This is a genomic window from Psychroserpens sp. SPM9 (genome assembly GCF_025153525.1).
In the GTDB taxonomy this organism is placed as follows: Bacteria; Bacteroidota; Bacteroidia; order Flavobacteriales; family Flavobacteriaceae; genus Psychroserpens.
Genome location: NZ_JANZNR010000002.1, coordinates 104,973 through 119,793 on the forward strand (window position 1 = coordinate 104,973; position 14,821 = coordinate 119,793).

At 37.4% G+C, this 14,821-nt stretch carries 12 protein-coding genes; 8 read left to right on the forward strand and 4 right to left on the reverse strand.

Going from position 1 to position 14,821, the window contains the following annotated elements; all coding sequences use genetic code 11:
* Genes N4270_RS04335 through N4270_RS04345 form a run of 3 tightly spaced genes read left to right on the forward strand, consistent with a single transcriptional unit; the run spans window position 1 to window position 3,104 of the window.
* On the forward strand, window positions 1–366 hold the full coding sequence (locus N4270_RS04335; RefSeq protein ID WP_260095681.1) for a VOC family protein: 366 nt from the start codon (window positions 1–3) through the stop codon (window positions 364–366).
* Between the two features lie 11 nt (window positions 367–377).
* Window positions 378–2,048 (forward strand): MFS transporter, encoded by a 1,671-nt coding sequence (locus tag N4270_RS04340; RefSeq protein ID WP_260095683.1) that lies wholly within the window; start codon window positions 378–380, stop codon window positions 2,046–2,048.
* A 39-nt stretch (window positions 2,049–2,087) separates the two neighbouring features.
* Window positions 2,088–3,104 (forward strand): N(4)-(beta-N-acetylglucosaminyl)-L-asparaginase, encoded by a 1,017-nt coding sequence (locus N4270_RS04345; RefSeq protein WP_260095685.1) that lies wholly within the window; start codon window positions 2,088–2,090, stop codon window positions 3,102–3,104.
* Here N4270_RS04345 and N4270_RS04350 read toward each other — a convergent pair.
* The gene (locus tag N4270_RS04350; protein ID WP_260095687.1) at window positions 3,101–4,513 is read right to left on the reverse strand and encodes an aldehyde dehydrogenase family protein; all 1,413 of its coding nucleotides are present in this window, start codon (window positions 4,511–4,513) and stop codon (window positions 3,101–3,103) included. The two genes, N4270_RS04345 and N4270_RS04350, sit on opposite strands and share 4 nt — an antisense overlap.
* Window positions 4,514–4,688: 175 nt before the next feature.
* On the opposite strand from N4270_RS04350, the gene N4270_RS04355 reads away from it, so the two are divergent.
* Entirely contained in the window at window positions 4,689–4,961 is a 273-nt protein-coding gene (locus tag N4270_RS04355) for a hypothetical protein (RefSeq protein ID WP_260095689.1), read from the forward strand.
* 71 nt (window positions 4,962–5,032) lie between these two features.
* Here the strand turns inward: N4270_RS04355 and cphA are convergent, their stop codons facing one another.
* Window positions 5,033–7,672, reverse strand: a complete 2,640-nt coding sequence (gene cphA / locus N4270_RS04360) for a cyanophycin synthetase (protein ID WP_260095691.1) — start codon at window positions 7,670–7,672, stop codon at window positions 5,033–5,035.
* Between the two features lie 96 nt (window positions 7,673–7,768).
* Here cphA and N4270_RS04365 point away from each other — a divergent pair, with 96 nt between their 5' ends.
* Genes N4270_RS04365 through N4270_RS04375 form a run of 3 tightly spaced genes read left to right on the forward strand, consistent with a single transcriptional unit; the run spans window position 7,769 to window position 10,107 of the window.
* Entirely contained in the window at window positions 7,769–8,629 is an 861-nt protein-coding gene (locus tag N4270_RS04365) for a cyanophycinase (protein ID WP_260095693.1), read from the forward strand.
* Between the two features lie 42 nt (window positions 8,630–8,671).
* Window positions 8,672–9,010: a hypothetical protein gene (locus N4270_RS04370; protein WP_260095695.1), complete on the forward strand. Its 339-nt coding sequence runs from the start codon at window positions 8,672–8,674 to the stop codon at window positions 9,008–9,010.
* Window positions 9,010–10,107, forward strand: coding sequence for an HTTM domain-containing protein (locus tag N4270_RS04375; RefSeq protein WP_260095697.1), 1,098 nt, complete (start codon window positions 9,010–9,012; stop codon window positions 10,105–10,107). The genes N4270_RS04370 and N4270_RS04375 overlap by 1 nt, the downstream gene beginning before the upstream one ends.
* 6 nt (window positions 10,108–10,113) lie before the next feature.
* On the opposite strand, the gene N4270_RS04380 is transcribed toward N4270_RS04375, so the two are convergent.
* Window positions 10,114–10,932: a GNAT family N-acetyltransferase gene (locus tag N4270_RS04380; protein ID WP_260095699.1), complete on the reverse strand. Its 819-nt coding sequence runs from the start codon at window positions 10,930–10,932 to the stop codon at window positions 10,114–10,116.
* A gap of 3 nt (window positions 10,933–10,935) precedes the next feature.
* The gene (locus tag N4270_RS04385) at window positions 10,936–11,865 is read right to left on the reverse strand and encodes an isoaspartyl peptidase/L-asparaginase family protein (protein ID WP_260095701.1); all 930 of its coding nucleotides are present in this window, start codon (window positions 11,863–11,865) and stop codon (window positions 10,936–10,938) included.
* 101 nt (window positions 11,866–11,966) lie between these two features.
* On the opposite strand from N4270_RS04385, the gene polA reads away from it, so the two are divergent.
* Window positions 11,967–14,813, forward strand: a complete 2,847-nt coding sequence (gene polA / locus N4270_RS04390) for a DNA polymerase I (protein WP_260095702.1) — start codon at window positions 11,967–11,969, stop codon at window positions 14,811–14,813.
* The last annotated feature ends 8 nt before the right edge of the window (window positions 14,814–14,821 follow it).

Here is a 14,821-nt window from a genome sequence, read left to right on the forward strand (position 1 = left end):
ATGGCTTTTAACGCATTAGTACCGACATTAGAAGTTAAAAATATGGATGAAACCATTGCGTTTTATAAAACACATCTTGACTTCGAATGTATTAGTAGAGAATCAAATGATTGGGCATTTGTTCAAAAAGATGAGATCAACATCATGTTTTCATCGCGTTTTCATAAGGATAAATTCCCGGAAACTGTTTTTACAGGTGGATTATACATTTATGTAGATGATGTAGATGTCGTTTGGCAAATACTTAAAGATAAAGTAGACATTTGCTATCCCTTAGAAAATGTTGAATATGGCATGCGAGAATTTGCTATCCTAGATTGTAATGGCTATAGATTACATTTTGGGCAGGAACTAGAAATTAACTAACAACAATTAAAATGACTAATCAAAACAACAAATCAGCTTTAACAACTCTCGTCACAGTTTTCTTTTTCTGGGGGTTTATTGCAGCATCTAATGGTGTCTTTATTCCTTTTTGTAAAACCTACTTTAACATTGACCAGTTTCAATCACAATTGGTAGATTTTGCATTTTATGGTGCGTATTATCTTGGGGCACTTTTTCTGTTTTTAATGTCTACTGTCATCAAAAAAGACATACTAAACAATTGGGGCTACAAAAATGGGATTGTATACGGTCTTCTGTTATCAGCTATAGGTGCTTTTGTAATGTATCCTGCTACGTCTGGTGCAGAGCAAGGTCAAACAGCTGTATTCTATTTTGTACTCATTGCTTTGTTTATTGTTGGATTAGGATTTTCATTACAGCAAACAGCTGCTAACCCATTTGCCATAGCACTTGGGGATCCAAAAACAGGATCGCACAGGCTTAATTTAGCTGGTGGTATTAATTCATTTGGAACGACTATTGGTCCCGTTGTAGTAAGCTTGGTTATATTTGGCTCGGCCTCATGGAGTACTGATGAATTAGCTCAAATGATTACTAATAATGAAATCACTTTAGTAACTGTACAAGGCTTATATTTGGGCGTAGGCGCCTTATTCTTAGTGGCAGCAGCGTTATTTCACTTTTCAAAAAAGTTACCTTCGCTAAAATCTGACAAGCCCTTTGAACCCGCTAACAAAGCGGCTCTATTATTAATTGTATTAACCTTGATAATCATTAGCTGTTTTGGTTATATTTTTAGTACTTATTCTGGAGATGCAACAACGACTGAAGCTATAGAACAAACACGACTTATTATTCTATTTGTAGCTCTTTTTGCTGTAGTTGCTGCCGTATTTACCGCCTACACCAGCGCTTCTAAAAAACCTGAAGGTTGGGGCGCCATGAAATACCCACAGCTTGTCTTAGGAATGCTCGCCATTTTCACCTATGTAGGTGTCGAGGTTACCATTGGAAGTAATCTTGGAGAACTCCTAAAACAAAGCATTAATGATACTGGATTAAATGCTATCGGATTACCCGTTCTAAACGATTCTCAACTGGGCTCTTATATTTCTTTGTATTGGGGCGGACTCATGATTGGTCGTTGGGTTGGAGCCATTACGGTTTTCAATCCGAGCAAAGGTTTGAAAAAAGCACTGCTCATTATTGTACCTTATGTTGCATTTGGAGTCATTATTTTAGCGAACTCTATTAAATACAGTTTTACATCTGATGAGATTCTCTTTTTTGCAATATGTATAGCCGTTCAAATTGGTGGTTTTTTCTTAGCAAAAGACAATCCGGTTCAAACACTTAAAATCTTCAGTTTATTAGGGGTTTTAGCCATGTTGATTGGTTTATTCTCTTCAGGAAATGTCGCCTTATTTGCATTTTTATCAGGTGGATTATTTTGTTCAATTATGTGGCCATGTATTTTTACATTAAGTATTGCAGGCTTAGGAAAATACACCTCTCAAGGTTCTGCTTTTTTAATTATGATGATTTTAGGTGGTGCTATTATTCCTCCTGTACAAGGCAAATTAGCTGATGTATTTAATATTCAATCTTCATATTGGATTGCTGTAGCTTGCTTTGGATATTTATTATTTTATGCTTTTAGAACCAAAGCGGTATTAGACAAACAAGAGGTCACTTATTGATTTCACCACTAAATATGTAACCGCATAAAACACAAACTCATGAAACGTAGAAATTTTTTAAAAAATGCCTCTTTAACTGGAGTCGGACTTGCTGTTGGAACGACACTTGTAGCTTGTGCTGAAACAACTTCGGAAGAAAAAAAGTCGGTAGATACCTCTGCAACAAATAACAACACTAAAGCTTCATTACCATTGGTTATTGCAACCTGGCACGTCATGGATGCTACCGCAAAAGCGATGGAAGTGTTACAAGCTGGAGGAAATGCTCTTGATGCTGTCGAGCAAGGCTGCATGGTTGAAGAAGCTAATGAGAAAGGGCAATCGGTTGGTAAAGGTGGCTTGCCCGATCGCGACGGAAACGTGACACTCGATGCTTGTATTATGGATAAACATGGCAATTGTGGCTCTGTGGTCTATCTGCAAAATATTACACATGCGGTTTCAGTAGCCAGAAAAGTGATGGAAGACACTCCTCACGTGATGCTCGCAGGAGAAGGCGCCAAACAGTTTGCTATTTCTGAAGGATTTCAACCCGAAGATTTGTTGACAGACGCTTCAAAAGAGGCTTGGGAAAAATGGAAAGTAGAAGCCAAATACAAACCTATTATCAATATCGAAAATCATGACACCATCGGGATGCTCGCCATCGATAAAAATGGGGACATTTCTGGAGCCTGTACCACAAGTGGGCTGGCCTATAAAATGGGAGGTCGCGTTGGAGATTCGCCTATTATTGGTTCGGGTTTATTTGTAGACAATGAAATTGGCGCTTGTGTGGCAACTGGTTTAGGCGAAGAAGTGGTAAAAACTGTTGGTAGTTTTTTAGTCGTAGAGTTGATGCGACAAGGTAAATCGCCACAAGAAGCCTGTGAAGAAGCCATTAGCAGAATCGTCAACAAACCTAACAGCAATTTTAAGGATTTTCAAGTGGGTTATATCGCAGTCAATAAAAATGGAGAAACGGGTAGTTACGCTATCCACCAATGGTTTAGTATGACCAAGTTTCAAGATGGTGTGAATGAGCAGATACAGTCTGATTTTTTTAATAAAGCTTAAAACCACTTAATCGTTAAATCCACTAACTTCTGTTTGAAACTAGAATATGGAGGCATTAATAAATCCACTGCGCCTAGTGTATGCTGTTTTAAAACCGAACGCTGATTAGAAAATTCTAAAAAGCCAAAATAGCCATGCGATTTTCCAATACCACTATTATTAGAACCTCCAAACGGTAAATTATGGTTGAGAAACTGCAATAAATTATGATTGATACAAGTGCTTCCTGCTCTGGTATTATTAATAATCTGTGTTGTACGTTTTTTATTTTTACTGAAAATATAAAGTGCCAGCGGTTTTTCTTTTGAATTGATATAATCTATGACCTCATCAATCACTTTATAAGTTTTTACCGGAAGTATGGGTCCGAAAATTTCATTTTGCATCAATTCACTGTCTTCGGAAACTTCAAACACTAAAGTGGGTTCTATATAATTATCTTTTTCATCTGAAACTCCGCCAACTTCAATGCTTGCATTTCTTGAGGAAGCATCGTCTAAGTAGGATTTCAATCGTTCAAAATGTTTCTGATTCACAATTCTTCCCAAAGAATCAGATTCGGAAGGATTTTCAGAATAAAAGGCTTTCAGAGTTGTTTTAAAAGTTTGGATAAATTCAGCTTTAATACTGTCGTTAATAAACACATAATCGGGAGCAATACAAGTTTGACCTGCATTGAGAAACTTTCCGAAGATAATTTTCTTAACCGCTTTATCTAAATTTGAAGTATCGTCAATAATGACTGGCGACTTTCCGCCTAGCTCCAGAGTCACCGACGTTAAATGCTCGGAAGCGGCTTTCATCACAATTTTGCCTACCTGTGGCGACCCGGTGAAAAAGATATGATTAAATGGGAGTTTTAAAAGTTCTTGAGAGACCTCAACGTCGCCTTCTAAAAGAGCGACTTCGTTATCATTAAACAAATCACTTACTATAGCCTGCATTACTTTAGATGTGTGAGGTGTCATCTCACTTGGTTTTAAAATAACCGTGTTTCCTGCAGCAATAGCCGATACTAATGGTCCGAAAGTAAGGTTTACAGGGAAATTCCATGGAGATATAATGAGGCAAACCCCTTTTGGCTCATTTTTAATCCACGATGAACTTCCTAATAAAGCCAAAGGTGTATCTACTTTTTGTCGTTTTAACCAGGACTTTAAATTAGAGGCTACAAAATTAATTTCATCGACAACTGGATAAATTTCGGTAAGGTCTGTTTCTAACTGTGGCTTTTTAAAATCGGCATAGAGTGCATCCCGTAACTCTTGTTTATAGGTTTTTTCCAAAGCAAATTGTAACGCCTTTAATTTTTTAAGGCGCTCTTTATAATGCGTTCTACCTACAGCAAATTGATTTGCTTTTTGCTTCTCGAAAAGTTTAAAATACCTGTTATCTGAATAATCTGTCATTTAATCCGTAACGTTTTTATTGGGCTGTAAGCCGTTTTTGTGCATTTCATCGATGTTTTTTGCGGTCGTTTTCATCTTAACTAAAAATCGCCCGCTTTATCTAATATATTCATTATCGCCTCGAATGTTGCGTTTCTTTGAACTGAGTTTAAAACAAAATACCACAATAACAATTATGAAAAAAGTATTAACCATATTAGCCTTTACATTATTACCTTTCCTTTCAATGGGACAGGAAACTAATGTAGATATCAAAAATAACGATACTGTAGAAACTGTTATTGTAAATAAGGAAGAAACTCCAGAAATTAAAAAAGAGACAACATCAAGTTCTGCTGCTAAAGCGCAACTATTAAAAATAAACAGAAAGAAAACTTCTGAAATTATTAGCATTAAAGCCTATAGAAAAAGTTTACAGATTAAAGTAAAAACTATTAAGCTTTGTTAATCAAAACATATAAAACATAAAAAAATCCGAAACTTGCGTTTCGGATTTTTTTATGTTTAGAACTCATGCCTTTATGAAAATGTCAATGTGCCATTAGCTTCCTGTTCTTTAAATTGCTTTACCAGATCTAAAGCGTCAGGAATCACATCACTACACAAAATAATCAGAGAGCCTTTCACTGCATTTTTCACAGCATGGGTTATGGCTTCTTTTTCTGAAGGGATAATGGTTGTTTTCTTATTAGGATCTTTCATTTGAATCCCATCATTGAGCATTTTAATCAACTCTTCTTCGGTTTTTCCGCGTAAGCGTTTATCCTGGCGAATAATAATTTCGTCAAACATTTCGGCAGCAATCGATCCCATTTCGTTATTATCTTCAACACGTCTATCACCAATTCCTGCAATAATTCCCACTTTTACAGTGGCATCTAATTCGTCGGTAAACTTTTGAAGGGCTCTCATTCCTGCTGGATTATGCGCATAATCTAATAAGATGCTAAAGTCATTAAACTTAAATAGATTTAAGCGTCCTGGGGTTTGTGAAGCCGAAGGAATAAAGGTTTCTAAAGCCGCTTTCATATCTTCGATACTAATCCCTTGCACATGAGCTGCAAGCACAGCACCTAGTACATTTTGAATCATGAACTTCGCTTTGCCGCCATAAGTCAACGGAATATCTTCAGCCTTCATCAGACGCATTTTCCATTCGCCTCTACAAATGGTTACATAACCATTTTCATACACTGCTGTAATCCCATTAAGACGTTGTAAAGCTTTAATTCTAGGGTTATTTTCATCCATCGAAAATAAGGCAATATTACATTCGACATTACGTCGCATATCGTATACCAAATCATCATCGGCATTTAATATGGCATAGCCATCAGGCAGTACGGTTTCGGGCACAACGGCCTTAACTTTAGCTAGTTGCTCTATGGTATGAATTCCTTTTAAGCCTAAATGATCGGCAGCAACATTGGTAACAACAGCTACATCACACTTTTTAAATCCTAATCCGGCACGTAATAAACCGCCTCGTGCACATTCTAAAACAGCAAAATTCACGGTTGGATCTTTAAGTACAAACTCGGCACTCGACGGACCAGTACAATCGCCTGTCATGAGTAATCTGTTTTGTATATAGACACCATCACTCGTGGTATAGCCCACACGATAGCCTTTCATCTTGGCGATATGCGCAATAAGACGCGTGGTTGTAGTTTTTCCGTTAGTTCCAGAAGTAGCAATAATAGGAATACGACCTGTATCTCCTTTTTGAGGAAACAATTTATCAATTACAGGAGCAGCTACATTACGAGGTAAGCCTGTTGTTGGTGCTAGATGCATTCTAAACCCTGGACCAGCATTAACTTCAAGAACAGCACCACCTGTTTCCGATAATGGTTTAGAAATGTCGGTGGTCATGATATCAATTCCGCAGATATCCAGATCTATAATTTTAGAAATCCGCTCAGCCATACTCACATTTGCTGGATGAATAATATCTGTGATATCTTCGGCAGTTCCGCCTGTACTTAGATTTGCCGTATCTTTTAAAACTAGGCGTTCGCCTTCGGCAATTACAGATTCTAAGGTATAACCTGCATCTTTAATAATGGTTTTGGTCAGTTCGTTAACAGAGATTTGCGTGAGCACATTTTCATGCCCAAAACCTCGTCTCGGATCACTATTAACTTTATCTATGAGCTCTTGTACCGTAGATGTTCCGTCACCTATAACATGAGCAGGCGTACGAATAGCTCCAGCCACTAATTTGTTATTTATGACTAATAATCTATAATCTTCACCTTTAATAAACTTTTCAACGATAATCGCTCCGCTTTTAGAACTTTCTTTAGCATGATGAAAGGCTTGAAGCGCATCTTCATAATTTTGAATATCGACAGTAATCCCACGACCATGATTACCATCAATGGGCTTAATAACTAGAGGGTAACCAACATAGCGGCAGGCTTCTTCTAAGCTACGTTCACGACGAATGATATCACCTTTAGGCACTTCAACTTCGGCTTGTTCCAGTAAGTATTTTGTATCTTCTTTATCACAAGCCAATTCTACACCAATACTACTTGTTTCACTGGTGACTGTTGCCTGAATTCGCTTTTGATTAGCACCATATCCCAATTGACACAATGAGTATTTATTTAATCGAATCCACGGAATGCCTCTCGATTCAGCTTCTTCTACTATAGAACCTGTACTTGGCCCTAAGCGATCGGCTTCACGTAATTCGCGCATTTCCTGAATATCTTCAGATAAATCATAGTCTTCACCAGAAATTAAAGCTTCACAAATTCTAACGGCTGCTTTGGCTGCATAGCGACCAACCGATTCTTCCATATAAGCAAAAACGACATTATAAACCCCTACTTCACCATACCCTCTGGTTCTTCCGAAGCCAACATCCATCCCAGCTAAGGTTTGGATTTCTAATGCAATATGCTCAATGATATGTCCCATCCAGGTCCCTTCTTCCACACGCTGAAAAAACCCACCAGGAGATCCCACAGAGCAACGATGCTCATACATTCCGGGGAACATCGCTTTTAGACGATCGTAAAAACCTTCTACTTTATCTGATGGTCGTTCTTCCATCTCCTGAAGATCTAAAACCATGACGATTAATTTGTGACGTCTAATAGACCAATAATTTGGTCCTCTCATTGCATTGATACTGCGTATATCCATAGGTTGATTTTTTAAGTGAAAGATTATAAATATAACATTTTTCAATAGAAAAATTAGTTTATTTTTGCCCAATATTCAAACTATAGGATAGATTTTATGCAGAAGATTAAAGGAACACTTATTCCTATTGGAGGAAACGAAGATAAAGGGATTGAAGACAATGAGATGTACACTCTAGAATTTATTGACGAAGGTATTTTATATCATGTTGTTAAAGAAGCTGGAGGTATTAATTCAAAAATTGTTGTGATTCCTACGGCTTCAAGTATTCCGAAGGAAGTTGGAGAAAACTACTTGACCGCCTTTAAAACTCTAGGCTGTACAGATGTTACGGTATTAGATATTAGAAGTAAAAAAGATGCTGAAAAACAAGAATCAATTGATCTTATAAAATCGGCAGATTGCATCATGTTTTCGGGTGGTAACCAATCTAAGATTACCAATAAAATTGGCGATTCTACCATACATTCTATTTTATTAGAACGCTATACCAATGAAACAGGGTTTGTAATAGCTGGTACCAGTGCTGGTGCCATGGCTATGACTAAGCAAATGATTGCTGGTGGAAGTGCTTCTGAAGCGTTTATAAAAGGGGCTGTTCATATGTATAAAGGATTAGGCTTGATTCCGAGTTTAATTATCGATACGCATTTTATAAAACGTGGTCGTTTTGGCAGAGTGACTGAAGCCGTAGCTCAACATCCTAAGTTAGTGGGTCTTGGTTTGGCTGAAGATACCGGACTCATTATAAAAAATGGTTGTTTTGAAGTTATAGGTTCGGGAATGGTTATCGTTTTTGATGGCAGAAAAATCAAGCACAATAATCATAAAATCTTAAAAGAAGGCACACCAATGTCTTTAACCAATTTAAGAACGCATATCTTATCTAATGGTGATCGCTTTAACATTAAAAAGAAAAAAGTGGAAGTTCTTCCTATTGAGGCTCCTTTCATCTAATTTTTTTGATTTAACTCATTAATTATTCTAGATTTAAGGCTTATGAAAATTAGGTTTTACTTCGGAATTCTTTTTCTTCTACTTCAAGTGGGCGGAATTGTGTATGCACGTTTCACACCCGAACGTTTTTTTTGCTGGGCACCTTATGATAGTCATACGCTATTTGAAACCTTTGTAACCATTGATGGGATAACCTTAACTCAACAAGAAGCCGAAGCGCGATACCAATACAAAATGAAAGGTTGGGAACAACGTTCTATTGACAATATTTTCTCATTAATTTCTCAATATGAAGACACTTATGGTAAGGCTGATAATGCTAAGGTTATTGTGAAATATTCTACCAATGGTCACCAAGAAAAAGAATGGATATATAACTAATGAACAGCTTTATCTCTTTTATAGTACGACCATTTCAGTTTGAAGGCACCAAGATGCTACCCAACATCTTATTGATGTGTAAGCTTACCGTGATTCTGCTTAGTGTACATCATTTTTTTTTCAAAATAAACGATCCGTTTATTCCGTTTATTCCAGCTTTAGATAATTTTAATGATTACCCTAATGTCTTCAAATATGTCTTAAGAACTTTATATGTCGTTGGAGCCTTTGGTGTTCTGTTTAATATTAAAGTCCGAACCTCCAGCATCCTCACAGGTTTAGTCGTTATTTTAAGCATTTTAGCTTCAAAACCGCTGTTTTTTAATCATGCTTTTATCTGCGGATGCGCTTTAATTTTAGGCGGATTATCGAGCGATAAAGAACCACCTTACTTGCTTATATTTCAATTAAGTTTAGTCTATTTTGGAGCATCTATTAATAAGTTTCTGGAACCCGATTGGTGGTCTGGAGCCTTTATGGACACCTGGTTAGGAACAGCAAGAGCGAATCCTGTATATTTATATGTTTCAGAATTATTGCCAAAACTAGTCTTTGCGAAGCTTTTGTCTTATATCGCTATGTTTACTGAGTTTGCAATTGCTGTGTTAATCCTATTTAAAAAAACAAGGAATTTAACGGTTTGGTTCATCATCATTTTCCATACCTCTTTGTTTACATTGACCTCGTTTAGATTTGGTCATTTTATTGAATCTTTAGCCATTGTGTTATTGGCGTTTTTAAGCATTCCGAAAGAACAATTACTTATTAACTACAAAGAACACTCCTTAAAAAAATTAAAACAGTTCTTTACTTTTTTAGATCGAGATAAAAAGCAAGTCTGGGATCCAATAACTTCTGAAAGTCCACATTGGCTTAGCCTTAAGACGAAAGACAAAACACTTTACAATCACGAGGCTTTAAAAGATATGCTTTTATATACGCCTAACTTTTTCATGCTTATGATAGCCATTGATATGGCGATGTACATTGTGTTGTATAATCATAGAACCATCTTATTTGTGTTCAATATGATCTTTATCTGGAGTGTCATTTTGTATTTTCTCCCTGTGAAGTGGTTTAGAAAAACAGAGGTTTAGATAGTGTTATAAATACAATTCCATTTCATATTGATTGACCGTATTTGATAAACCTACAGCTTCGATAGCGCGAAGTTTTTCTTCAAGTCTGTCATCAACATTAATAATCCTGACTTGTTTTGCAATGGATTGAATAGCCTGAAATAATCGCTTCCAATTTTCGTTTTGATTTATTAGAACTTCCAGTTGGTTAATAGTTCCATTCTCTGTGTTAATTGCAAAAAATGATTCTATTTTATCTTCATGATACACGTAATAATAATCAGAATTCCCATGTTCTAAACACCTAGAATGAAAATCCCATGAGTAGGTGTCTTGATTTGGAATATGGTCCCAGTCAATCTCAAAAAAAGGTACTTTCTTGACAATTATCTGAGTTTCATCTGTTGATAAATCCCCTGCAAAACATTTAAACGTTTTACAAATATTAAATCCGACACCTTGATAAGCCTTAACTGCTTTTTCGTTTTCGGTAATAACTTCAAGAACACTTTTGGTAATTCCATGACGTTTTAAATCTGCAATAGCATATTCGTAAATAAACTTTACAATTTTTTGTCCTCTGTATTCTGGAATGACACCTGTTCCTGTATTAAACGCAACTCGTTCTCCATGACGATCATCAATGGCATGAATTATAAAACCAACTAATGTATCACCATCAAACATTCCATAAGACCAATTGAAGTTAACTTTAGCTGCTTCCCAACGCTTCTTATAATAATTATAATCTGTAGGCATTGTGACAAAATAGTTTTCAAACGCAGATAGAAAACACGTCATTATCGTATTAAAATCTGTATGTCCTAGATGCTTAACAGTCATGATTTATTTATAAATAGAAATAGTTTCTTCTCCTTCAGACGTTTTACTCGCACGATACATGCCTTCGGTATTAAAAGGCATAGCGATATTACCTTTGGCGTCAACAGCAATCAATCCGCCATCTCCACCAATTTCAAGAATTCGTTTATTTATGACTTCTTCGGAAGCATCTTGCAAACTCATGTTTTTATGTTCCATAAGGCAAGCCACATCATAAGCCACAACGCCTCTAATAAAAAATTCACCGCTTCCAGTACATGAAATCGCACAAGTCTTGTTATTGGCATAATTTCCGGAACCAATCATCGGACTATCACCGACGCGCCCCCATTTTTTATTAGTCATGCCGCCTGTAGATGTCGCTGCAGCAATGTTTCCGTTTTGATCACAAGCCACAGCACCAACAGTACCAAATTTAGAATCTTTTTTTGTTGAGTGATCCAGCTGAAACTGATCGGTATCTTTTATCTCCAGCCATTGTTTGTGACGAAATTCATCATAAAAATAAGCAGCGTCTTCGAGCGTATAATTTAGCTCTTTAGCAAATTTCATTGCGCCTTCGCCTGCTAAAAACACATGGTCGCTTTGTTCCATGACATCACGTGCTAGACTCACCGGATTTTTAATTCCGGTAATTAAACTCACAGCACCAGCATTTAAAGTCTTTCCATCCATAATACTCGCATCCATTTCGTGGGATTCGGTTGCTGTAAACACCGATCCTTTGCCTGCATTAAATAAAGGCGAATCTTCTAAAACCTTGACGGCAACTTCAACAGCGTCTAAAGCCGCTCTGCCATCATTTAAAATCGCATAACCTGCATCTAAAGCCGCTTTTAAATCGTTTTTATATTGAGCTTCTAATTCTTGGGTCATCATGCCTTTTACCAATGTACCTGCACCACCATGAATGGCTATCGAAAACTTTTTCATGCACTCCTTTTTTTACTTCGGAAAATTACAAATTGTAGTTCAATTTATTCCCTATAAACGCATAAGTTTTTGTAGCTTTATAAACTTCAAAAATCAATCCGATGTCAGATCAAAAACGCTTATTTCTTGTCGATGCCTACGCCCTTATTTTCCGTGGGTATTACGCTTTTATAAAAAACCCGAGAATCAATTCCAAAGGTGAAGATACTTCAGCCATTATGGGCTTTATGAACTCCTTACTCGACGTCATCAAACGTGAGCGCCCAGATCATTTAGCCGTTTGTTTTGATAAAGGTGGAAGCGCAGACCGCGTCGAAATGTTTGAAGCCTACAAAGCCAATCGTGATGAAACTCCCGAAGGCATTAAAACTGCAATTCCGTATATCTGTGAAATTCTTAAAGCCATGCACATTCCAATCATGGTCAAGGAAGGTTACGAAGCCGATGATGTGATTGGCACCTTGTCGCGTCAAGCCGAAAAAGAAGGCTATAAAATCTATATGGTTACTCCCGATAAAGATTTTGCGCAACTCGTTACCGAAAACATTTTTATGTACAGACCTGTTTTTGGTGGTGGCTACGAAACTTGGGGCATTCCTGAAGTACAGAAGAAATTTGAAGTAACCGATCCCATGCAAGTCATTGATTTTTTAGGCATGATGGGCGACTCAAGTGATAATATTCCGGGACTTCCAGGTGTTGGTGAAAAAACGGCTAAAAAATTCATCGCTCAATTTGGAAGTATGGAAGGCTTATTAGCCAATACCGACCAGCTTAAAGGAAAAATGAAAGAAAAAGTTGAAGCCAATGGCGAACTTGGTTTACTTTCAAAAAAACTGGCAACCATTATGCTGGATGTTCCTGTGACATTTAATGCGAAAGATTTTGAACTCGATCATCCTGATGTTGAAAAGGTCAAGCAAATTTTTACCGATTTAGAATTTAGACGACTGACCGATAATTTCTTAAAAACATTTGCTACAGAAGTTCCTGATGCTGCAACCACGACAAGCTCTCAAACTGAAACCAAGCCTAAAGCGACTCCAAAAGAACAACAATCGGCTGGTGCTGGACAATTTTCATTGTTTGGTGGTGATGCTTCGGCGACTCCTGATACCGCTTCAGAATACACTCGTAAAACGGCTGAAAACACGGCTCATTTTTACCAGAGTATCGCACCAGGAATGGCGACCAAATTGTTTGTCAATAACCTGATGAATCAAACATCGGTGTGTTTTGATACCGAAACTACAGGGCTTAATCCGCTCACAGCTGAACTCGTTGGTATCGCCTTTTCATGGGAAGCCGGAAAAGGCTTTTATGTTCCATTTCCGGAGGATAAAGAAGCTGCGCAAGAACTCATAGAAGTCCTGCGACCGTTTTTTGAAAATGAAACCATCGAAAAAATTGGTCAGAATTTAAAGTATGATATTAAAGTCCTCGCTAAATATAATATCGAAGTCAAAGGCAAACTCTTTGACACCATGTTAGCGCATTACCTCATCAATCCAGATATGCGACATAATATGGATGTGCTTTCTGAAACTTACCTCAATTACACACCGATTTCAATTACCGAACTCTTAGGAAAAAAAGGTAAAAACCAACTGTCGATGCGTGAGGTTCCTTTAGAAAAACAAACCGAATATGCCGTTGAAGATGCCGATATTACGCTTCAGTTAAAAGAGCATTTCGAAAAAGAACTCGGCGAAGCCAATACCCAAAAATTGTTTGACGAAATTGAAATTCCGTTGCTTCGCGTCTTAGCGACGATGGAACTGGAAGGTATCAATCTGGATCAGGATTTTCTGCATTCGTTATCAGAACAACTCAATACAGATATTGCCAACCTTGAAAAAAGTATTTATGAAGCTGCTGGTGAAGAATTTAATATCGCCTCACCAAAGCAATTGGGTGTTATTTTATTTGAAAAATTAAAACTGGTCGATAAGCCTAAAAAAACCAAAACCGGACAATATTCAACAGCAGAAGACGTACTGAGTTATTTGGCAAAAGAGCATGCAATCATTCAGCAAATTTTAGACTACAGAGGCTTGTCAAAATTAAAAAGCACCTATGTCGATGCCTTGCCTTTACAGGTTGAAGCACACACAGGACGCGTACATACCGATTATATGCAAACGGTGGCTGCAACGGGACGACTGAGTAGTAATAATCCGAATTTACAAAACATTCCGATACGTACCGAACGTGGTCGTCAGGTTCGAAAAGCCTTTGTGCCGAGAAACGATGAGTACACCTTACTCGCTGCCGATTATTCACAGATTGAACTCCGAATCATCGCAGCCTTAAGTCAGGAAGAAACCATGATTGAAGCCTTTAAAAATGGAGAAGACATTCACGCATCGACGGCTTCTAAAGTATTTAACGTGCCTATTTCTGAAGTCACTCGCGAGCAACGAAGCAATGCCAAAACCGTCAACTTCGGAATCATTTATGGGGTGTCTGCTTTTGGCTTAAGTAATCAAACCAATTTATCGCGTAGTGAATCTAAAGAGTTGATTGACACCTATTATGAAACCTATCCGAAGCTACGTAGTTATATTCATGAGCAGGTTGATTTTGCGCGAGACCATGGATATGTACAAACCGTTTTAGGCAGGCGTCGTTATTTAAAAGACATTAATTCTCGTAATGCTGTGGTTCGTGGAGCTGCTGAACGAAATGCCGTGAATGCACCTATACAGGGAAGCGCTGCCGATATCATCAAAATTGCGATGATTAATATTCATAAACAGCTCCAGGCAGGCGATTATAAATCAAAAATGCTGTTGCAAGTCCATGATGAATTGGTATTTGACATCTACAAACCCGAACTCGAGACCATGAAAACCCTTATCAAAACCGAAATGGAAAATGCATACAAATTAGAGGTGCCTTTAGATGTCGATTTGGATATTGGTGATAATTGGTTGGAGGCGCATTAAGAAGTTTA